Origin of the sequence: Bradyrhizobium guangdongense (assembly GCF_004114975.1) — a bacterium.
Lineage (GTDB): Bacteria > Pseudomonadota > Alphaproteobacteria > Rhizobiales > Xanthobacteraceae > Bradyrhizobium > Bradyrhizobium guangdongense.
Genome location: NZ_CP030051.1, coordinates 6,581,681 through 6,601,822, shown reverse-complemented (window position 1 = coordinate 6,601,822; position 20,142 = coordinate 6,581,681). Strand labels below are relative to the sequence as shown.

Sequence of the window (20,142 nt, the reverse complement as noted above, 5' to 3'; positions counted from 1 at the left end):
CGAGCGCAGCGAAGCAATCCAGAATCTTGCTGCAGAGGCGGTCTGGATTGCTTCGCTGCGCTCGCAATGACGAAGCAGGAGCTAACCACCCCTGATCGGCGGCATCGTCACCTGGTCGCGGCGGCAGGAGCGACGTTCGAGCTCCTCGCAGGCGCGGAATTGCAGGTCCTTGCTGAGGCAGATGCGGACCTCGGAGAGCCGGGTCCGGTTGCAGGTGACCGAGACGGCTGCGTTGCTCAGGCCGGGATTGGCCCTGATGAAGGCTTCCTCCACCTCGCCCGGCGCCACGGTTTTGGTCTCCGACAGGTCGAGATATTCGGCCGGGATCTTGATCGCCGCGCGCGCCTTGCGGATGGTCTCGAAATAGTTGCGATCGGTAAGCCCGGAGCAGGTGCCGTGCTTGTCCCATTCATTGAAGATCAGGCCCGGCGCCGGCATCAAATCGAGCATCGAGGAAACGATGCTGCGGTTGAGCCGCGGCGAGGGCCGCTGGCAATACTCCGGAAAGCCGTTCTCATATTGCGGCCACAGCCCGTGCACCACGAAGGAATAGGGGCGTCCCTCGCACTGGATGTTCGAGCGCCCGCCGCCGCGACCGCGTTCGGCGGCTTCTTCGCAGAAGGACGGCGACCATGACAACGACAGGACGTAGAAATCAAATTCGCCGGGCGCGTTCTGTCGCTTGTCCTGCGCCTTCGCGCCGCCAGCCAGCGCGATCAGCCCGGCGGCAAGAACCAGGGGGAGAGTCACGAGACGGGAGAACGAACGCAATCTAAAATGAACCATGGCAACGCCTCTCAACTAGACTGTGCAATCAGCCTAGCAGCCAACAAGAACATTTCAAGAACAAAATTTGAGCGGATCGGCGATCTGCTGCTGGATCGGCCTCGAATCAAATTCTTCGGCTTAGGGCTTGGCGGCGCGGCAGGACGGGTTGTAGGCCCAGTTGCGGTCGAGCCCGACCACACACCATTCGACGCCATTGCCATAGCCGGCAAAGCCGCCGTCCTCGACGAGGGAGAAATGCACCTTGCGCACCTTACCGTCGGTGAGCATGGCGTCAGCGGTGCAGTAGCGGCGCGGAATGTTGTCGGATGCCCAGGGCCGGAACGCGACTTCGTGAACGGCGGCGAAGCCTGTGATCTTCAACGGCGAATTCCAGAACGAGCTTTCCTTTTCCCAGAACTGGGTGGCGATCGTCGGCAGCGCCTTGTCGCAATCGGCAACGGCGCCGTCATAGCGCGGTCCGCTCAGCCAGAAGTTCAGCTCCAGCGGATTGGCCGCCTTGGCCTCGCCGAGCGACAGCGCTCCAAACATGAGGCCGAGAACGGCGGCAAAGCGGAGCGATTTCAGGAAGGGGGCGCGCATGGGCAATCCGGAGAGCTGGTCTTGCGAGGGTAGGACGGTGCCGCGAAGGTCGGGAGAGGTCAAGTGCAGCGCGGCAACACTTGGCCAGGAGTTGATCACAACGTCGCAGCCGAGCGGCCTTCCGTTCTTTTCACCGCCGCGCAGGCACCGTAAACTGCCGGCCATCAACGGAGTGACGGGAATGCGAATCATTGCGGCCGCGGGCCTTCTTGCCAGCCTGGTTGTTTCGGGGATGATGGCGAGCCAACCGGCGCGCGCCGACATCCTTCCGGTGCCGCCCATCAAGGGCAACGACACCGGCGGCATCATCGCCTATTCGATGGCGACGCAGGTCGATGCGCGGCAAGTCGCCGTCGATCATTGTGCGCGCTACGGGAAGGTGGCGAAATTCCTCGCGGTGCAGGCGTATGAGGGTGGCTACATCTCCTTTGCCTGCCGCTGGGTGCCCTACGGCGCCGCCGACCGGCCGATCCGCACGCTGTACTGAGGCGTTGTCGGGACGACAGCTCCATCTCAGCCAGGAGGCTCTCCCATGACGCGCAAGCTTGCTGTGCTCGGATCAGTCGTTTGCCTCGTGTTGTCCGTCGGCAGCGCTCTCGCGGACGATCTGCCGGTGCGCAAGGCCGGTCTGTGGGAAATGAAGATGGTCAGATCAGGCTCGGCGATGCCGGAGATGACCATGCAGCATTGCACCGACGAGAGCGTCGACAAGGAAATGAGCAACAACATCTCGCCGATGGCCAAGCAGGTCTGTGCCAAGCAGGAGGTCAAGAAGACGGCGACTGGCTATGTCAGCGATTCCGAGTGCAGCGTCGCCGGCATCAACACCACCTCGCACGCCGAGATCACGGGCGATTTCAACTCGGCCTATACGGTGAAGACCTCCTCGCACGCGCAAGGCGGCGCGGCAGGGGCCGCGGGGCGCGACACCACCATGACGCTGGAGGCGAAATGGCTCGGCGCCTGCAAGCCGGAGCAGAAACCCGGCGACATCGTGATGCCCGGCGGCTTCAAGATGAACGTGCGCGACGTCGACAAGCTGAAGGCGTTGCTGCCGAAATAGGTGGTGCGACAGTGAGTTCCGATCGAGCGGCCGAGATCAGGGCCATCGCCTTCGATGTCCAGGGCACCTGTGTCGATTTCTATCAGCCCGTGATGCGCGCGGGCGCCGCGATCAACGCGGCCAAGGGTCTCGAGATCGATTGGGCGGCCCTGTCCACGGAGTGGCGCGAGCTCTATCGCGCATCGATGGACGCCGTGATCGCCGGCCGTCGCGATTGGTTGCGGGTCGATCGCATTTATCGGGAAGCGCTGGACAGGCTCATCGAGATACGCGGCCTGTCTGATCGCTTCAAGACGGCCGAGCGTGACGAGCTCAACGACGTCTGGACCAAGCTCGATCCCTGGCCGGATGCCGTCGAGGGCCTGGCCCGACTGCGCCGGCGATTTTGCACGGCGACGCTCTCCAATGCGGGCATGGCCAGCGTGATCGCACTGGTGAAGAACGCCGGTCTGCCGTTCGATGCGATCCTGACGGCGGAGCTTGCGAGAAGTTACAAGCCTTCGTCGGCGGTCTATCAGCTCGCAGTCGATTATCTCGGCTATCGGCCGGATCAGATCCTCATGGTCGCCTGCCACAAATACGATCTGAAAGCTGCGCGCGCATTCGGCATGAAGACGGCTTTCGTGCCGCGCCCATTGGAGTTCGGGCCTGACGCCACGCCGGATGTGTCGCCGGAAAGCTGGTTCGACATCTATGCGACCAGCTTCATTGAGCTCGCTGACCGGCTGCAGGTCGGCTGACGCCCGTCGCCGCTTATACCGGTATCCTCACGCTCGCCCTCAAGCCCCCCATCGGGCTGTCGCTCAGCGTGATGTCGCCGCCGTGGGAGCGGGCGATATCGCGGGCGATGGCAAGGCCAAGGCCCGTGCCGCCTTCGTCCTGGTTGCGGGCGTTGTCCAGCCGCAGGAACGGCTTGAACACTTCCTCGCGCAAATGCGCGGGGATGCCGGGGCCGTCGTCGTCCACTGTCACGGTCAGATAACGATGGTCGCGCTGGCCGGAGATGGCGATCGCCTTGCCGTAGCGCGCGGCGTTGGTGACGAGGTTGGCGAGGCAGCGCTTGAACGAGGCCGGCTTGACCGTCACCACCGGCAGGCCGGTGAATGTCACCGTCGCGGTATGGCCATGGCGCTCGGCGTCGCTGCGCAATTCCTCGAGCGCCTGCGCCATGTCGGTGGGCTGCGATTGCTCGCCGGAATCGCCGCGCGCGAAGGCGAGATAGTCTTCCAGCATCATCGACATCTCGTCGACGTCCTTGCGCATGCCCTCGAGCTCGGGACTATCGCCGATCAGCGCCAGTTCGAGCTTGAAGCGGGTGAGGATAGTGCGGAGGTCGTGGCTGACGCCGGCGAGCATCGCGGTGCGCTGCTCCATGGTGCGCTCGATGCGCGACTTCATCTCGAGGAAGGCGACCGCGGCGCGCCGCACCTCGCGCGCGCCCCTGGGCCTGAAGTTCGGTGCCTCGCGACCCTTGCCGAAGCTTTCGGCGGCGTCGGCAAGCCGCAGGATCGGCTTGATCTGGTTGCGCAGGAACAGCACGGCGACGATCAGGAGGATCGAGGACGTGCCGACCATCCAGAACAGGAAAATCTCCGAGTTGGAGGCATAGGCGGCGCTGCGCTGCGCGAACACGCGCATTACGGCATCGTCGAGCTGGATGCGGATCTCGACGAGGTTCGAGCGACCCACCGTGTCGATCCAGAACGAGCGCCCGATCTGGCGACCGAGCTGCACCGACAGGGTCTGGTCGAGCAGCGAGAAGAACGGCTTGGGCCCCGGCGGCGGCATGTCGCCGGGAGGCAGGAAATCGACCACGAGACCGAGGCGCTGCTGGGCGATGCGGCGGATCTGGTCGCGGTCCTTGTCCTGCGGATAACCCTTGTAGACGTCGATCAGCGCGGCGATGTCCTGCACGACAGCGGCCGACAGTCGGCGTGTCACCGTGTTCCAGTGCCGCTCCATGAACACGAAGGCAACGACCGACTGCAGGATCACCATCGGCACGATCATGATGAGGAGCGCGCGGGCATAGAGGCCGGTCGGCATCCAGCCCTTGAACGCATTGCCCATCCAGCCATTCGCGGCGGACACGCGGCCGGCGGCGCTCTTGAGCAGCGTCAGGCCGGTATCGATCGTGCTCATCTAGCGCGCTTCACTTGATCTATGGCAAGGCCACGAGCCGGTATCCGATGCCGCGCACCGCCTGCAGGAACAGCGGATTGGCTGGATCGGTCTCGATCTTGCGCCTGAGGCGATTGATCTGCACGTCGACGGCGCGCTCGTTGACGCTGCCGTTACCTGTGAGCGCGCTACGCGGCACGGTCTCGCCCGGCGTTTCCGAGAGAATGCGCAGCATCTCGCGCTCGCGGTCAGTGAGGTGGATGACCTCCTCGCCCTGGCGCAATTCGCCGCGATCGAGATGATAGACGTACGGGCCGAACGCGATCTTCTCCACCGCCACCGTCTGGACCGGCGGCGCGGCGCGCTTGAGGATGTTGTTGATGCGCAGCGCCAGCTCGCGGGGCTCGAACGGCTTTGCGACGTAATCGTCGGCGCCGATCTGCAGGCCCTCGATGCGGGCCTCCGCTTCGTGCCGCGCCGTCAGCATCACGATCGGCACCGAGGAGGATGTGCGGATGAACCGGGCGAGATCGAAGCCGGTCTCGCCGGGCATCATGACGTCGAGAATCAGCAAGTCGAAATGCAGCCCGAGCAGTTTCGCGCGGGCATCGCCGGCGCTGGCGGCCGTGGTGACGCGATAGCCTTCAGCGGCGAGAAAGCGCGACAGCAGATCGCGGATACGTCGATCGTCGTCGACGAGCAAGAGATGCGGGGCGTCGTCGGCCGGTTGCGCCGGCGTGCGGGCGAGCGTGGCAGCGAGCGGCACGGTCACTCCTTGTCTTCATTGACGGAGGCGAAGATCGTCTCGAGCACCTTGTCGGGATCGTCGCGGTCGATCATCGCGCGCAGGAAACGCTTGACGGTCTCGGCGTCACCAGGCGCCATCTCGGCGAGCGCCTTGGTGATCCGCGTGGTCTGGAGACCGGCGAGCTTCTGCACCAGCGCTTCGCCCTTCGGCGTCGCGTAGAGCAGCCGCTGGCGGCGATCGTTGTCGCCGGTCTTCTGCACGATATAGCCCTCGTCCAGGAGCTGCTTGAGCACCCGGCCGAGCGACTGTTTCGTGATGCGCAGGACATCGAGCAGGTCGGCGACCTTCAGGCCGGGGTAGCGATAGACGAAGTGCATGACCCGATGATGGGCCCGGCCGAAGCCAAAAGCTTCCAGCTCCTGGTCGGGATCGCCGACGAAATCGCGATAGGCGAAGAACAGCAGCTCGATGATATCCCAGCGCAAATTGCCTCCATCGCCTGCTGCCGGCCGTGACGCGGCAGCGTCCTGAGAGGAAGTCGCGAAATTTATGTCAGGCATATTGACGTATCTTGGGTTCAATGTTACAAAACGATCGACCCGCACGAAATTTTAGGTCGTTTCATGGCGGGTGCATTTCCAAGAGCGGCCGGAAGGTGCCGGACAGGCGGCGACGGCCGGATCAGATCTACCGTGCGATTGTCGAGCGGCATTTCGACAAAACATACTGGACTTCCGCCTTCCGCAAAAGCATGTCCTCAGGCGACATGCTGGCCACGGAAACCGGCCGTAACAAGGCTGGCGGCGGTCCAGCCAGAAACCACATCGAGCCAGCCGGGCCCGAAAACGGGCAGGGGGCGCCAGAACGGCGCCGCCATCGGCAGCGGGAGGCAAGGACATGAGCATGAAATTCGACATCCAGCCCGCATCCAATCCGACACCCGAGAAGGACCGCGTCGCCAAGCTGGTGGATCCCGGCTTCGGGCGGGTCTTCACCGATCATATGGCTGTGGTCCGCTACAACCAAGCCAGGGGCGGCTGGTACGAGGCGAAGATCGAGGCGCGGGCCAACTTCCAGATGGATCCGGCCGGCGCCGTCCTGCACTACGCCCAGGAAATTTTCGAAGGTCTCAAGGCCTACAAGCGTGACGACGGCGGCGTGAACCTGTTCCGCCCCGATGCCAACGCACGTCGCTTCAAGGACTCCGCCGATCGCATGGCGATGGCGCAATTGCCCGAGGACGTCTTCATCGAGGCGGTCGAGCAGCTGGTGCGCATCGATCGCGCCTGGATGCCGGGCGGCGAGGGCAGCCTTTATCTGCGGCCTTTCATGATCGCGAGCGAGACCTTCCTCGGCGTCAAGCCGTCGTCGGAATACATCTTCGCGGTGATCGCTTCACCCGTCGGCTCCTACTTCAAGGGCGGCCCCGCCCCCGTCTCGATCTGGGTCTCCGAGAACTACACGCGCGCGGCAGTCGGCGGCACCGGCGCCGTGAAATGCGGCGGCAATTACGCAGCGAGCCTGCGCGCCCAGGCCGAAGCCATCCAGCACGGCTGCGATCAGGTCGTGTTCCTCGATGCCGTCGAGCGCCGCTACATCGAGGAGCTTGGCGGGATGAACATCTTCTTCGTGTTCGACGACGGCTCGCTCTCGACGCCGCCGCTCGGCACGATTCTGCCCGGCATCACCCGCGACTCCATCATCGCGCTCGCCCGCGATGCCGGAAAGACCGTGCGCGAGGAGCCGTACTCGCTCGACCAGTGGCGCAAGGACGCGGCCTCCGGCAGGCTGAAGGAAGCCTTCGCCTGCGGCACCGCGGCCGTGATCTCGCCGATCGGCAAGGTGCGCTCGGTGAGTGGTGATTTCGAGATTTCGGGCGGCGCCGCCGGTCCCGTGGCCATGGGCCTGCGCAAGCAGCTCGTCGACATCCAGTACGGCCGCACCAACGATCCGCACAACTGGATCCGCAAGGTGTTTTGAGGCTGATGCAGTCATCCCGGGATGGTCCGCAGGACCAGGCCCGGAATCTCGAGATTCCGGGTTCGATGCCTCGCATCGCCCCGGAATGACGGCCGCAATGGTTGCCGCCGCGTGCCCCGGCTGGTAAACGCCCGCATGGCCGAAAAACCCAAAAAACCCCAGAAACTGAAGGCGCGGCTGCCGCGTGGACTCGAGGATCGCGATCCCGCGGCGATCCGGGCGACGCGCGAGATGGTCGAGAAGATCCGCGCCGTCTACGAGCTCTACGGGTTCGAGCCGGTGGAGACGCCGGCGATGGAATATACCGACGCGCTCGGCAAATTCCTGCCCGACCAGGACCGTCCGAACGAAGGCGTGTTCTCGTTCCAGGACGACGACGAGCAGTGGATCAGCCTGCGCTACGACCTGACCGCGCCGCTCGCGCGCTATGTCGGCGAGCGCTACGGCACCGATGGTTTGGTCCTGCCCTACCGCAGCTACCGGGTCGGCTATGTCTTCCGCAACGAGAAGCCCGGCCCCGGCCGCTTCCGCCAGTTCATGCAGTTCGACGCCGACACCGTCGGCTCGGCGACGGCGGCGGCGGATGCGGAAATCTGCATGATGGCGGCCGACACGATGGAAGCGCTCGGTGTTGCGCGCGGCCAGTATGTGGTGAAGGTGAACAATCGCAAGGTGCTCGACGGCGTTCTCGAAGCCATCGGGCTTGCGGGCGAGGAGAACGCGGGCCGCAGGCTGACCGTGCTGCGCGCGATCGACAAGCTCGACAAGTTTTCCGCCGACGAAGTGCGCAAGCTTCTTGGCCCCGGACGATGGGACGGTGGCGAAGAAGGCAAGGGCGACTTCACCAAGGGCGCCAATCTAAGTGCGGCGGAGGCCGATGTCGTTCTCGCCATCACCAAGCCGCGCGAGGACTGGAAAGAGGCGATCGCCGCCGCTGAGACCTACCTCGCTAGAAGCGAGGTTGGTCAGGCCGGCGTGAGCGAGCTGGAGGAGATTGCCAAGCTGGTCACAGCATCGGGTTACGGCGCGGACCGCATCAAGATCGATCCGTCGGTGGTGCGCGGTCTCGAATATTACACCGGCCCCGTCTACGAAGTGGAACTGCTGCTCGACACCAAGGACGAAAAGGGCCGCCCCGTGCGGTTCGGCTCGGTCGGCGGCGGTGGGCGCTACGACGGTCTCGTCTCGCGTTTCCGCGGCGAGCCGGTGCCGGCAACCGGCTTCTCGATCGGCGTGTCGCGGCTCCAGGCTGCGCTGACGCTGCTCGGCAAGCTCAATACCAAGCCCGAGTTCGGCCCAGTGGTCGTCACTGTGTTCGATCGCGATCGCGTTGCGGACTATCAGAAGATGGTAGCCAGCTTGCGCAGCGCCGGCATCCGCGCCGAGCTCTATCTCGGCAATCCCAAGAACATGGGCAACCAGCTCAAATACGCCGACCGCCGCAACTCGCCTTGCGTGATCATCCAGGGTTCGGACGAAAAGGCGCGCGGCGAGGTGCAGGTCAAGGATCTGATCGAGGGCGCCAAGGCCGCCGCTGCGATCGCCTCCAACCAGGAATGGCGCGAGACGCGCCCCGCGCAGTTTTCCTGCAGCGAAGCCGATCTCGTCGCGAAGGTGCGCGAGGTGTTGGCGCGCCATGACGTAAAGTGGGGCTAGCCATTCACTGGCGTCCTCACGCCCGGGCTTGTCCCGGGCATCCACGTCTTGTTTGATGGCGAAGAACGTGGATGGCCGGGACGAGCCCGGCCATGACGGAGAGCGAAGAGGGAGGAACAAATGCCTGAGATCACCATCAGCATGGCCGAAGGCCGCACCGACGAGCAGAAGGCCGGCATGATGCGCGACATCACGCAGGCACTGGTGAAGAATCTCGGCGTCGACGCCGATGCCGTCGTCATCCAGATCAACGAAGCCCCGCTTCGCCACAAGATGAAGGGCGGCAAGACCTTCGTGGAGCGCGCTGCGGCGGCGAAGAAGTGACGCGTTAGCGTCATTCCGGGGCAGCCCGTCAGGGCTGAACCACGATGCGCAACTGCGCATCGGGGAATCTCGATCGACAATCTCTGGATTCCGGGTTCGCGCTTCGCGCGCCCCGGAATGACGAGCAAGTACCATGGACGCACGTGATTTCATCAAGATCGGCATGAGCGCCGAGCGCACGCTGGTGGTGCCGGCCGAGCGCACGGTCGGGCACTTCGTGCCCGGCATGCCGATGGTCTATGCGACGCCGATGATGATCCTGGAGATGGAGATGACGTCGGGCGATGCCATCCGGCCAGCACTTCAGTCGGGCTGGGTCACTGTGGGCACCGAGGTCGACATCCGCCATCTCGCCGCCGCGCTCGTCGGCGCAACGGTGCGGACCACTGCGAAAGTGATCGCGGTCGAGCGGCGGGTCATCCGGTTCGAGGTCGAGGCATACGAAGGCACGCGCAAGCTCGGCGAAGGCCGCCATGCGCGCGGGCTCGTCAATGTCGAGATGTTCAACAAGCGGCTCGGTGCATAGCCGCTACTTGGCCAATTCCTTCGACCGCTTGGTCGCCGCTGCGATCGCGCGGATCATCAGGTCGCGCAGGCCCGGCTCGCCCATCAGCACGGCGAGCGCCGCGGCGGTGGTGCCGCCCGGCGAGGTGACGTTCTGGCGCAGGGTCGCCGAGGGAAGATCCGACTGGTGCAGCAGCTCGCCGGAGCCCGCGACCGTCTCGCGCGCGAGCTTGGTCGCCAGTGCTTCCGGCAATCCCGCTTCCACGCCGGCGCGTGCCAGCTCCTCGGCCAGCAGGAACACATAGGCCGGCCCCGAGCCCGACACGGCGGTCACCGCGTCCATCAGGCCTTCGTCCTCGACCCATTCGACCGAGCCGGTGGCGCGCAGCAGCGCGTCGGCCACCGCACGTTGGCGCGCGCTGACGTTGTTCGCGGCGACGGCCACCGTGATGCCGCGGCCGATCGCCGCCGGCGTGTTCGGCATCGCCCGCACCACGGCGCCGCCGCAGACCTCTTGGAGCGAAGCAATCGTGGTTCCCGCCATGATCGAGACCACGGACGTCGTCTCCGAGACGAACGATTTCAGCTTAGCGCCGGCCTCGCGGAACATCTGCGGCTTCACCGCGACGATCATCGTCTCGACGGTGCCCGCCGCCGTCACATCCGGATTGAGCGCGACGCCCTTGGCTGCCAGCGCGCTGATCTCGGGTGACAGATGCGGCTCGACCACGGCGACGCGGCGCGGGTCGAGCCCGCCTGCCAGCCACCCGCTCAGCATCGCGCCGCCCATCTTGCCGGCGCCGGCGAGCAGGATAGTGCCGGTGATGTCTTGGAGGGGATTGGTTGTCATCGCTGCTGCCACACGTTCGCTGTGGTCCCCGCCTAGTGCGCAATTGCGCACGGGGGGCGGGGACCCATAACCACAGCTGGTTCTAGTGGATGGATGGCAGAGCAACAAGCGTTGTGCCACAAGCGGCATCGCGCGGTATGGATCCGGATCTTCGCTGCGCTCGTCCGGGATGAAGTTGTGGGTGAGGCGCGGCTACGCCTCGCCCACCGTATCGAACATGGCGGCGTCCATCGCCTGCGCGGTGGTCTTGCCGGCCCACACCACGAACTGGAACGCCGGGAAGTAGCGCTCGCAGGCGTGGATGGCGCCGGCGAGCATGGCTTCGCATTGCGCGGTGGAGGCGGTGAGGCCGCCCGGCAGCACCAGCGCCTGGCGATGCATGATCATGCCGGTGTTGGTCCAGAGATCGAAATGGCCGATCCACAATTGCTCGTTGACCGCGGCGACGAGCCGCTGCACTTCGCCGCGGCGCGCGACGGGAATCTTCATGTCGAAGGCGCAGGCCAGATGCAGCGCTTCGATCTCGCCCATCCAGGTGAACGAGATCTGGTAGTCGGTCCATTGTCCCTTCGAGACGATGGTCAGCTCGTCCTCGCCGGAACGTTCGAACGGCCAGTTATTGCTGGCAGCGATATCCTCCACCACCGCGAGCGGGTGATTTCGGGAATCGATATTGCCTTCGAGCAGGGACATGCCGTCTCGACCTCTTGCCTTCTTGTTGTCTTTGATACGCACGCGGTTGGGTCCGGCGCGCGCTCCCTAACGTCGTCGATCTCGGGATTCGCTTTCGCGATCTCCTTCCGACCGGCGCGGCCTGTCGCGGATCAAGTGATGTGATTTGCGGAATCTGCGCAACCGGGTCCCGAGTCCGTCCACAAGCCAGGACTCGTTCGTCCACAGCTCATCTCGGCCACAATCGTTAACGAACGAGAACAAATCGGAATCGGATTCCCGAAAGCCGCCGATCGTGAATTCCGCCGCGCGGGGGCCGCACCGCCCCTGCGGCATGGGACCATGCGGTTTTGGCCTGCGGAACACGCTTGCTTGCTGCTCCGGACCGGCGGATATTTCCAGTCAGGTCGCTCAATCCCGGGCGGCCGATGTTCTCAGGGCGGGGTGAAAGTCCCCACCGGCGGTAAGGGTCGAAAGGCCCAAGCCCGCGAGCGCCTTCCCCAGGGTTTATTCCGACGGGAGGGGTCAGCAGATTCGGTGCAACTCCGAAGCCGACGGTTAAAGTCCGGATGAAAGAGAACGGTCGGTGGCAGACGCATCGCAAGATGCGGCTGTTTGTCGTTCCGTATGCCCTGATTCTGGTCCCGAAGAGGAAAGCCATGAATCAGATGTTGCAAGATCCCCCACTCCAAACTTCCGAAACCAAGCCGCCGGTTCCATCGGATCCAATGAAGGAGCACCCGCGCTTCGCCAAGCCGCAGCGGGTGGCCTTCGTGCAGGCCTGCTGGCACCGCGACGTGGTCGAGGAGGCCCGCATCGCCTTTCTGAAGGAGGCCGAGGCGCGCCATCTCAATCATGTGGATGTGTTCGAGGTGCCGGGCTCGTTCGAGATCCCGCTGCATGCGCAGGTCCTCGCCAAGACGCGGCGCTACACCGCCATCGTCGCGGCCGGCCTCGTCGTCGATGGCGGCATCTATCGCCACGAGTTCGTCGCCGACACCGTGATCAAGGCGCTGATGGATGTGCAGCTGCGCACCGAAGTGCCGGTGTTCTCGGCCGTGCTGACGCCGCAGCAGTTCCACGAGACCGAGGTGCACTACGATTTCTTCCGCAGGCACTTTGCGATCAAGGGCGTCGAGGTCGCGGCCGCCTGTGCGGAGACGCTGCTGGGTCTCGAGCGCCTGCGGGGCCAGGTCGCGGCGGGGATTGTGGGGTAGGCTCTCTCGCTCTGCCCGCTTGCGGGGAGAGGGTTGGGGTGAGGGGGAATCTCCGCGCGGACGGTGAGAGTTGGAATCGCGGAGAGTCCCCCTCACCCGGAATCCGTGCTTCGCACGGATTCCGGCCTCTCCCCGCAAGCGGGGCGAGGCGAAAGCAAATCAATCGAACAGGCTCGAGACCGACTCTTCAGCCGCGGTACGCGCGATCGCATCCGAGATCAGGCTGGCGATCGGCAGGGTGCGGATGTTCGGCGCCTTGGTCACCGCCTCGGTCGGCAGGATCGAGTCGGTGATGACCAGCTCCTTCAGCCTTGAGCCGCTGATGCGGGCGGCCGCGCCGCCGGAGAGCACGCCGTGGGTGATATAGGCGTAGACGTCCTTGGCACCCTTGGCGATCAGCGCATCGGCAGCGTTCACCAGCGTGCCGCCGGAATCGACGATGTCGTCGACCAGGATGCAGCTATAGCCGGAAACGTCGCCGATCACGTTCATGACCTCGGATTCGCCCGGACGCTCGCGGCGCTTGTCGACGATCGCGAGCGGGGTGTTGATGCGCTTGGCCAGACCGCGGGCGCGGGCGACGCCGCCGACGTCGGGCGAGACCACCATCACCTTGCCGAGGTCGAAACGCTCGCGGATGTCGCGCACCATCAGGGGCGCGGCGAACAGATTGTCGGTCGGGATATCGAAGAAGCCCTGGATCTGGGTCGCATGCAGGTCGAGCGTCATGACGCGGTCGACGCCGGCATGGGTGATGAGATTGGCGACGAGCTTGGCGGAGATCGGCGTGCGCGAGCCTGATTTGCGATCCTGGCGAGCGTAGCCGAAATAGGGGATGACTGCGGTGATGCGGCGCGCCGAGGAGCGGCGCAGCGCGTCGGTGATGATCAGCAATTCCATCAGATGGTCGTTCGCGGGAAACGAGGTCGACTGGATGATGAAGGCATCCGAGCCGCGGACGTTCTCCTGGATCTCGACGAAGATCTCCATGTCGGCGAAGCGCCGGACGACCGCTTTGGTCAGCGGCAGGTCCAAGCCCTGCGCGATGGCCTGCGCGAGAGCCGGATTGGAGTTGCCGGCGACGAGCTTGATGGAGCCGTTCTTGGCCGACATGGACGCTTCCTCCCGCGCTTTGCTGGATACGACGTTCAACATCTCAAGATACCCACTGGCAGCACGGTTACGACGGGCGAGGAAATATCAGGCCGGGGGCTGCGCTGGCAACCCGGGATGCTACGTTTTCCCTTTGAAAATCCTGAGTCGGGCCAACGGCTTGGCCGCAAACTGGGCCCGTGGTTTAGCGGTGGTTATTGCTGGGCGTAGCCGAGCGCCGAAGCCGGCATCTCGGCCGCCGGAGCCTCCGGCGTCGCACTTGCCACGGCCGGTCCGCGGAGGCCAGGAGCGGCGTTCGGCGCATCAGGCGTGCCGTTGATCATATTGGAAAGCCCGCTGAATCCGGCCTGGGCGATCTTCCGCAGCACGAGGTCGTCGGCGGCTTGCCAGGCATCGCGGCCGCCCTTGGCCGCCGTCGGTTCCTCGCCGGAGAGCCGCAGCGCCCGCTGCTGGTTGGCGTCGTAGACGTCCCAGACCCAGGCGATCACGGTCTTGCCGCGCACCACCTGGGCGGAGAGGTAGCTGCGCACGCGGTAGGCAGCCGTCCCCTCGCGGGAGACGATCGAGAGGCTACGCAGCTTGGACTCGCTGTCGAGCACGCCGACCATGCGGTCGAACACCTGCGGCGGCGGCCCGTCGATGGATTCGAAAGCGACCGTCGCGCCGGAGCCGCCGCTCGGCGCTGCCATGGCGTAGGAGTTGGCGGGCGCGTTGCCGCCGGCGCAGCCGGCCAGCACGGTCGCTGCCGCCAGCAGCACGACCGCCATCACACGGGAGCCCGCGCGGCGCAGAAATGATGACGCTTCCCTCATTGAGGGGCAGCGATATCGTTAAAATCGATTAAGGTCTAGGGCAGAGGCGACACAGCCACTGTCATTCCGGGGCGCGCCTCTTGGCGCGAGCCCGGAATCCATTTCTCCGCATCCATTGTTGCACGATGGATTCCGGGCTCGATGCTTCGCATCGCCCTGGAATGACACGGGGTTTCTGTTGTGTTCACGCTTCCAGCGCAATCGCGTGAACGTGCCTACCGTAATCCGGCTCCTTGCGATGCACCGAGCGGCGATAGCTGAAGAAGCGCTCGTCGGCGTAGGTGTCGAGACCAAGATCGTCGATCATCAGGATGCCGGCGGCTTCCAGCCGCTTGCGGATGAAGCCGGCGAGATCGAACATCGCGTGACCCTCGCGCACCGACGGGATGAAGAACACCGCGTTGTCCGCATCGGCGTCGATGAAGCGCGCCACGAACTCGTTGCCGACCTCGTAGCTGTCCTGCCGGATCAAGGGGCCGATCGCGGCGATGATGCCATCGCGTGTGGCGCCGAGTTTCTCCATTGCCGCAATGGTGGATTCCAGCACGCCCGTCAGCGCGCCCTTCCAGCCGGCATGCGCGCCGCCGATCACGCGCGCGTTGGGGTCGACGAACAGCACCGGGCCGCAATCGGCGGTGGAGACGCCGAGCGCGATACCGGGTGTCTTGGTCACCAGCGCATCGCCTTTCGGCCGCGGGCCGCTCGGCCATGGCTCTGCGGCGACGAGCACGTCGGGCGAGTGGATCTGATGCAGGCTGAGGAAGCGGTCGGCTGCGACGCCGACATGCTCGGCCATGCGGCGGCGGTTCTCCGCGACGAGGGTCTGATCGTCGTTGGAGCCGAGCCCGCCGTTCAGCGCGGCATAGATGCCGCCGGAGACGCCCCCCTCGCGGGTGAAGAAGGCATGGCGCAGCCCGGGTACCGCCGACAGCAATGACGAAGTGAGCGTCATCAATAGCCTCCGGCCTGTTCGAGATCGCTGAGGCCCGCAATGCCCGTCAGCCGTGGCTCGGAGATGCCGAGCACCTTGAACATCGCGCCCATGCCGCTGCGTCCCGTATCGGTCAGCCGCTTCAGCGCCACGGAAATGTCGGTGGCGACCTCAGGCGTTGCTTTCTGCATCAAGGCGGCGGCGCGGGTGTCGATGCCGACGCGCTTGAGGAAGTCGCCTTGCGTCACCGGACCGTGCACGCGCGCGCCGACATCCTCGGCTGCACGCGCGAGCGCCTGGAAGTCGACATGGGCGGTGACGTCGGCCTGGCCCGGCGCCTTCAAGGGATCGGTGAAGCTGTGGCGCGCGATGGCCTGGAAAGTATCTCCGGCATCGCTGCGCAAATGGCCGTAGTCGATGATCAGCGCGGCGCCGTCCTGGTCGCGTACGCGCGTGGCGAGCTTCATGATCTCCGTGTCGGGCCGCCACTCGAACACTGCGCCGACAGGCGCCGCGCGCACCAGGGGCGGCAGCAACACGTCGAAGCGCGGCGTCGGCTCGGCCGCCGCGCCGAACTGGAGCTTGCCGTTGGGATCGATCTCGATCACCCGCTCGTGCCAGCCATCCTCGCGCTTCACCATCTGGTGGATCGGCAGCACGTCGAAATATTCGTTGGCGAGGATGACGCTGGGTCCCTCCGGCACGTCGTCGATGCTGTCGTGCCAGGCGATGTTGTTGCGCACGCCCGACAATGTCGCACTCTGCCGCTCGCGCAGGACGGGATTGACCTCGACCATGTGGATTTGAAGCGCCTGATAGAGCGGCGGCAATACGCGTAGCGCACGCAATGCATCAGCCATCATGGTGCCGCGGCCGGGCCCGAGCTCGATCAGCCGCAAGATTGGCGGCGAGCCCATCTGTTTCCACACCGAGGCGGTCCACAGGCCCAAGAGCTCGCCGAACATCTGGCTGACTTCGGGCGCGGTGGTGAAGTCGCCTTCACGCCCGAGCGGATCGCGTGAGACGTAATAACCGTAGCGCGGGTGCATCAGGCACAGTTCCATGTACCGCCAGACCGGCATTGGGCCTGAGGACTTGATCAGGGCCTTGATCTCGTTGAGCAATGGCTGTTCGGTCACGAGCTGTATTCTCGAAGTGAATTAACGAATGGCCTCGGTGGGCTTTGGCGAGCCGCGCCTGACAGCCCATACAATAAGTATACCGCCGACAATAAGCATGGGGATCGATAGCAGCATGCCCATGGTTAATCCGCCCCAGAGGAATCCGAGCTGCTCGTCCGGTTCGCGGAAATGCTCGCCGGCGATCCGCGTCAGCCCGTAGAGCAGAATGAAGGCTCCGAGGATCATGCCCGGCCGTTTCAGCGCTCCGAAGCGGACCATCACCGCGAGCGCCGTGAACAGCAGGATGCCCTCCATGCCGGCTTCATAGAGCTGGCTTGGATGACGGGGCAAATGCGACGGGTCGTGGGGAAAGATCATGGCCCATGGCAGGCTCGCATCGGTGGCGCGGCCCCACAATTCGCCGTTGATGAAATTGGCGATGCGCCCAAGCAGCAGCCCGATCGGAGCGACCGCGGTGGTGATGTCCCCCAGCGACAGGATCGAGATGCCGTTGCGGTAGGCAAACCACATCACCGCGACGACGCAACCGAGAAAGCCGCCGTGGAAGGACATGCCGCCCTCCCATAATTTGAAGATCGCAGCCGGATTACTGATGAAGAAGGGCAGATTGTAGAACAGCACGTAACCGGTGCGGCCGCCGAGGATGATGCCAAGCGTGACCCAGAGGATGAAATCGTCGATCTGCACCAGCGACATCGGCGCGGGCCCGCCCCACAGACGCTCGTTCTTCAGGAGGGAGCGCGCATAAAGCCAGCCGATGACGATGCCGCCGATATAGGCCAGCGCGTACCAGCGGATCGCGAACGGCCCGATCGCGACCGCGATGGGGTTGAAGGACGGGAAGTCGATGAGCAGTAAGGGCATTGCGCCTGCTATTGCTGGACGAGATTGCGGCGATAGAGCGCCAGCAGTCGCTCCCAATGCCGCTCGGCGGCGTCGCGGTCATAGACCGGCCGCTTGGGAAATGCGAAGCCGTGATGGGTGCCGGGATAGATCTCGACCTCGGCCTTTGCGCCTTTGATGCCTTCCTTGACTTTCTCGATGATTTCAGGCGGCGCGTAGACATCGGTCTCGGCGCAGGCGAAATAGAGCTCGGCTTTGGTCTTGCCTGCCGCGAGATGCGGGCTGTCGGCCTGGTCGGTCGCCAGTTGCACACCGTAGATCGAGGCGGCGGCCTTGACGCTGTCAGGGAAATGCGCAGCGGCGTTGATGGCGTAGCGGCCGCTCATGCAATAGCCGACCGTGCCGACGATTTCAGTGTTCGCGGCAGCCTGGCCCTCGGCATAGGTGAGCAGCGCACGCGTGTCGTCCATGATCATCGGAATCGTGAGCGAGCCCATCAGCGCGAACATGCGCTTGCGCTCCGGCGCGTTCGGGTCGGCCGGCAGCGCGCCGAGCTCCATCACGCCGGAGCGGTAATAGAGGTTCGGCAGCATCACGTAATAGCCTGACGTCGCGAGCCGGCGCGCCATGTCGCGCAGCTCCTCGCGAATTGCCGGTGCGTCCATGTAGAACAGGATGACCGGGAACGGTCCGCCCCGCTCGGGATGGACGATGAAGGTCGCGGTGTGGCCGTCCTTGGTGGGAATTGCGATCTGCTGCTCGATCATGTCGTGCGTTTCCGGCTTGTGATTCTTGTTATGCAGGGACGTTGAATACGATTGCAAGGAAACCGGGGCGTGACAAGGATACCGCCGCGCGGCCCTTGAACCTGTCACCGCGGATTGCCATTGTCTTTTTGCGCGTTCGCGCAAAGTTTATTGAGCCGCCAAAAGACCGATCAGGAGACCGACATGACCCAGACCACCAACCGGTTTTTCGACGAGATCGGCCGCATGATGAACGATGCCGCCGGTGCGGCCCAGGGCGTCAAGCGCGAGTTCGACACCGTCATGCGCAACCAGGCTGAGAAATTCCTGCGCGACATGGATCTGGTCAAGCGCGAGGAATTCGAGGCGGTCAAGGACATGGCCCGTCTGGCGCGTGAGGAGAACGAGGCCCTCAAGGCGCGCATCGCCGCGCTCGAGGCCAAGCTCGGCGGGTAGGCGCCCTTTATCTTACCCTCCCCCTCCGAGGGAGGGTAAGGACCCGGTCTTCTCGGGCAGCCCATTCTCCTTGTCATTTCCGCATCTTCCGGGTAAAAGCCCGCCACGTCCGCGGCCCCCGCACCCCTGGAGGCTTGCTGCGGCGTACGCCATGGGCCGCCTTGCGGCCCATTAACTTTTGCAAAAACAAGGACTTAGACTATGGCGACGACCGTCAAGGAATTGAAGGCGACCGCACGTCCGAAGAGCGGCAAGGGGGCCGCCCGGGCTGAGCGTCGCGCCGGCAGAGTGCCCGGAGTGATCTATGGTAACAACCAGCCCCCGCTGACGATCTCGATCGAAGATCGTGAACTGCGCCAGCGCATCCTTGCCGGCCGGTTCCTGACCACGCTGGTGGACATCGACCTCGAGGGCAAGAAGCACCGCGTGATTCCGCGCGACTACCACCTCGATCCGGTCAAGGACTTCCCGATCCACGTCGACTTCATGCGTCTCGGCGAAGGCGCCACCATCCGCATCAGCGTTCCCCTGCATGTCGTGAAGGCGGAAACGTCTCCGGGCGTGAAGCGCGGCGGCACGGTCAACATCGTCGCCCATGCCATCGAGCTCGAATGCGGCGTCGAGAGCATTCCGCAGTACATCGAAGCCGACGTCGGCGCGCTGGAAATCGGTCACTCGCTGCATCTGTCGGACGTCAAGCTTCCCGCCGGCGTCAAGGCGCTGACCCGCGAGGACGCGACCCTCGTCACCATCGTGCCGCCGTCCGGCTACGCTGAAGAGCAGAAGGCTGCGGCTGCGGCTGCTGCTGGTGGCGCGGCTCCGGCGGCTGGCGCGGCTGCTCCGGCGGCAGGTGCTGCGGCTCCGGCTGCGGGTGCTGCGGCTCCGGCAGCGGCCAAGGCTCCGGCCGGCGGCGACAAGAAGAAGTAATCTCTCGAAAGAGCCGGCGCGTGATCCCCGATCGCGCGCTGGCTGAGGGGCGCGCCGCGTCATGCGACTCTTTGTTGGGCTCGGCAATCCCGGCGCGAAATACGCACGTAACCGGCACAATATCGGCTTCATGGCCGTCGACGAGATCGCGCGGCGTCATGGTTTCGCACCATGGCGCCGCAGGTTTCAGGGCGAGACTTCGGAAGGCACGCTCGGACCTGAGCGCGTAATCCTGCTCAAGCCGACGACCTATATGAACGAGTCCGGCCGCAGCGTTCAGGAAGCAGCAGGCTTCTTCAAGATCGCGCCAGGCGACACCACGGTGTTTCACGACGAGCTCGAGCTTCCGCCGGGCAAGGTGCGGTTGAAGATCGGCGGCGGCATCGCCGGCCATAACGGCCTGCGCTCGATCTCGGCGCATATCGGCAACGACTATCGCCGTGTCAGGCTCGGCATCGGTCATCCCGGCGTCAAGGAGTTGGTGCACGGCCATGTCCTGTCGGACTTCGCCAAGGCCGACAATGAGTGGGTGACGACGCTGTGTGACGCGGTCGCCGAGCACGCCGCCCTGATCGCCACGGGCACGGACGCGACCTTCGCCAACAGGGTGCATCTTGCGATGCAGGCGAAGGGATTTTTGACCAAGGACGAGAACGGCAAGGAATAGGC

24 protein-coding genes and 1 riboswitch are annotated in these 20,142 nt (G+C 64.8%); of the genes, 11 read left to right on the top strand and 13 right to left on the bottom strand.

Annotation, left to right across the window (positions count from 1 at the left end; translation table 11 throughout):
- Positions 1–81: 81 nt before the first annotated feature.
- Positions 82–786, bottom strand: coding sequence for a ribonuclease T2 family protein (locus X265_RS31575; protein WP_128968368.1), 705 nt, complete (start codon positions 784–786; stop codon positions 82–84).
- A 120-nt stretch (positions 787–906) separates the two neighbouring features.
- The gene (locus tag X265_RS31570) at positions 907–1,368 is read right to left on the bottom strand and encodes a hypothetical protein (protein WP_128968367.1); all 462 of its coding nucleotides are present in this window, start codon (positions 1,366–1,368) and stop codon (positions 907–909) included.
- 181 nt (positions 1,369–1,549) lie between these two features.
- Between X265_RS31570 and X265_RS31565 the strand changes: the two genes are divergently transcribed.
- From X265_RS31565 to X265_RS31555, 3 genes are read left to right on the top strand one after another with little or no spacing between them, the layout of a single operon-like run.
- A complete protein-coding gene (locus X265_RS31565) occupies positions 1,550–1,855 on the top strand; it encodes a hypothetical protein (RefSeq protein ID WP_128968366.1) in 306 nt (101 codons plus the stop codon).
- Between the two features lie 45 nt (positions 1,856–1,900).
- A complete protein-coding gene (locus X265_RS31560) occupies positions 1,901–2,431 on the top strand; it encodes a DUF3617 domain-containing protein (protein ID WP_128968365.1) in 531 nt (176 codons plus the stop codon).
- A gap of 11 nt (positions 2,432–2,442) precedes the next feature.
- Positions 2,443–3,171 carry a haloacid dehalogenase type II gene (locus tag X265_RS31555; RefSeq protein ID WP_244659345.1) on the top strand — a complete coding sequence of 243 codons (729 nt, stop codon included), beginning with the start codon at positions 2,443–2,445 and terminating at the stop codon, positions 3,169–3,171.
- Positions 3,172–3,184: 13 nt separating this feature from the next.
- On the opposite strand, the gene X265_RS31550 is transcribed toward X265_RS31555, so the two are convergent.
- Genes X265_RS31550 through X265_RS31540 form a run of 3 tightly spaced genes read right to left on the bottom strand, consistent with a single transcriptional unit; the run spans position 3,185 to position 5,860 of the window.
- Positions 3,185–4,573: an ATP-binding protein gene (locus tag X265_RS31550; RefSeq protein ID WP_128968363.1), complete on the bottom strand. Its 1,389-nt coding sequence runs from the start codon at positions 4,571–4,573 to the stop codon at positions 3,185–3,187.
- Positions 4,574–4,592: 19 nt separating this feature from the next.
- Positions 4,593–5,324: a response regulator gene (locus X265_RS31545; RefSeq protein ID WP_128968362.1), complete on the bottom strand. Its 732-nt coding sequence runs from the start codon at positions 5,322–5,324 to the stop codon at positions 4,593–4,595.
- Positions 5,321–5,860 (bottom strand): MarR family winged helix-turn-helix transcriptional regulator, encoded by a 540-nt coding sequence (locus X265_RS31540; RefSeq protein WP_244659346.1) that lies wholly within the window; start codon positions 5,858–5,860, stop codon positions 5,321–5,323. Before X265_RS31540 ends, X265_RS31545 begins: the two co-directional genes overlap by 4 nt.
- A 337-nt stretch (positions 5,861–6,197) precedes the next feature.
- Between X265_RS31540 and X265_RS31535 the strand changes: the two genes are divergently transcribed.
- The 4 genes from X265_RS31535 to X265_RS31520 all read left to right on the top strand — a co-directional run bounded on the left by X265_RS31535 (position 6,198) and on the right by X265_RS31520 (position 9,786).
- Positions 6,198–7,280 carry a branched-chain amino acid aminotransferase gene (locus X265_RS31535; RefSeq protein ID WP_128968360.1) on the top strand — a complete coding sequence of 361 codons (1,083 nt, stop codon included), beginning with the start codon at positions 6,198–6,200 and terminating at the stop codon, positions 7,278–7,280.
- Between the two features lie 135 nt (positions 7,281–7,415).
- Positions 7,416–8,936 carry a histidine--tRNA ligase gene (hisS, locus tag X265_RS31530; RefSeq protein WP_128968359.1) on the top strand — a complete coding sequence of 507 codons (1,521 nt, stop codon included), beginning with the start codon at positions 7,416–7,418 and terminating at the stop codon, positions 8,934–8,936.
- A gap of 120 nt (positions 8,937–9,056) precedes the next feature.
- Entirely contained in the window at positions 9,057–9,260 is a 204-nt protein-coding gene (locus X265_RS31525) for a tautomerase family protein (RefSeq protein WP_025033847.1), read from the top strand.
- 133 nt (positions 9,261–9,393) lie between these two features.
- The gene (locus X265_RS31520) at positions 9,394–9,786 is read left to right on the top strand and encodes a thioesterase family protein (protein ID WP_128968358.1); all 393 of its coding nucleotides are present in this window, start codon (positions 9,394–9,396) and stop codon (positions 9,784–9,786) included.
- A 3-nt stretch (positions 9,787–9,789) separates the two neighbouring features.
- On the opposite strand, the gene proC is transcribed toward X265_RS31520, so the two are convergent.
- Both proC and X265_RS31510 read right to left on the bottom strand, forming a co-directional pair.
- A complete protein-coding gene (gene proC / locus X265_RS31515) occupies positions 9,790–10,614 on the bottom strand; it encodes a pyrroline-5-carboxylate reductase (protein WP_128968357.1) in 825 nt (274 codons plus the stop codon).
- A 192-nt stretch (positions 10,615–10,806) separates the two neighbouring features.
- Positions 10,807–11,307, bottom strand: coding sequence for a type III secretion system chaperone family protein (locus X265_RS31510; protein WP_128968356.1), 501 nt, complete (start codon positions 11,305–11,307; stop codon positions 10,807–10,809).
- A gap of 405 nt (positions 11,308–11,712) precedes the next feature.
- Positions 11,713–11,871: riboswitch (FMN riboswitch) on the top strand.
- A gap of 74 nt (positions 11,872–11,945) precedes the next feature.
- Here X265_RS31510 and X265_RS31505 point away from each other — a divergent pair.
- Positions 11,946–12,503 carry a 6,7-dimethyl-8-ribityllumazine synthase gene (locus X265_RS31505; protein ID WP_128968355.1) on the top strand — a complete coding sequence of 186 codons (558 nt, stop codon included), beginning with the start codon at positions 11,946–11,948 and terminating at the stop codon, positions 12,501–12,503.
- 159 nt (positions 12,504–12,662) lie between these two features.
- Here the strand turns inward: X265_RS31505 and X265_RS31500 are convergent, their stop codons facing one another.
- The 6 genes from X265_RS31500 to X265_RS31475 form a co-directional block, all read right to left on the bottom strand.
- Complete coding sequence (locus X265_RS31500; protein WP_164938886.1) at positions 12,663–13,616, bottom strand: ribose-phosphate pyrophosphokinase; 954 nt, start codon at positions 13,614–13,616, stop codon at positions 12,663–12,665.
- A gap of 194 nt (positions 13,617–13,810) precedes the next feature.
- On the bottom strand, positions 13,811–14,428 hold the full coding sequence (locus X265_RS31495) for a hypothetical protein (RefSeq protein WP_128968353.1): 618 nt from the start codon (positions 14,426–14,428) through the stop codon (positions 13,811–13,813).
- A 184-nt stretch (positions 14,429–14,612) separates the two neighbouring features.
- Positions 14,613–15,380 (bottom strand): peptidoglycan editing factor PgeF, encoded by a 768-nt coding sequence (pgeF, locus tag X265_RS31490; protein ID WP_128968352.1) that lies wholly within the window; start codon positions 15,378–15,380, stop codon positions 14,613–14,615.
- A complete protein-coding gene (locus X265_RS31485; RefSeq protein ID WP_128968351.1) occupies positions 15,380–16,498 on the bottom strand; it encodes a class I SAM-dependent methyltransferase in 1,119 nt (372 codons plus the stop codon). Before X265_RS31485 ends, pgeF begins: the two co-directional genes overlap by 1 nt.
- 21 nt (positions 16,499–16,519) lie before the next feature.
- Positions 16,520–17,365: a prolipoprotein diacylglyceryl transferase gene (gene lgt, locus X265_RS31480; RefSeq protein WP_128968350.1), complete on the bottom strand. Its 846-nt coding sequence runs from the start codon at positions 17,363–17,365 to the stop codon at positions 16,520–16,522.
- An 8-nt stretch (positions 17,366–17,373) separates the two neighbouring features.
- Entirely contained in the window at positions 17,374–18,111 is a 738-nt protein-coding gene (locus X265_RS31475; RefSeq protein ID WP_128968349.1) for a dienelactone hydrolase family protein, read from the bottom strand.
- Positions 18,112–18,294: 183 nt separating this feature from the next.
- On the opposite strand from X265_RS31475, the gene X265_RS31470 reads away from it, so the two are divergent.
- The 3 genes from X265_RS31470 (at position 18,295) to pth (ending at position 20,140) form a co-directional block, all read left to right on the top strand.
- The gene (locus X265_RS31470; RefSeq protein WP_057741966.1) at positions 18,295–18,546 is read left to right on the top strand and encodes an accessory factor UbiK family protein; all 252 of its coding nucleotides are present in this window, start codon (positions 18,295–18,297) and stop codon (positions 18,544–18,546) included.
- 201 nt (positions 18,547–18,747) lie between these two features.
- Entirely contained in the window at positions 18,748–19,473 is a 726-nt protein-coding gene (locus X265_RS31465; protein ID WP_128968348.1) for a 50S ribosomal protein L25/general stress protein Ctc, read from the top strand.
- A gap of 61 nt (positions 19,474–19,534) precedes the next feature.
- Entirely contained in the window at positions 19,535–20,140 is a 606-nt protein-coding gene (gene pth, locus X265_RS31460; protein ID WP_128968347.1) for an aminoacyl-tRNA hydrolase, read from the top strand.
- Positions 20,141–20,142 lie beyond the last annotated feature (2 nt).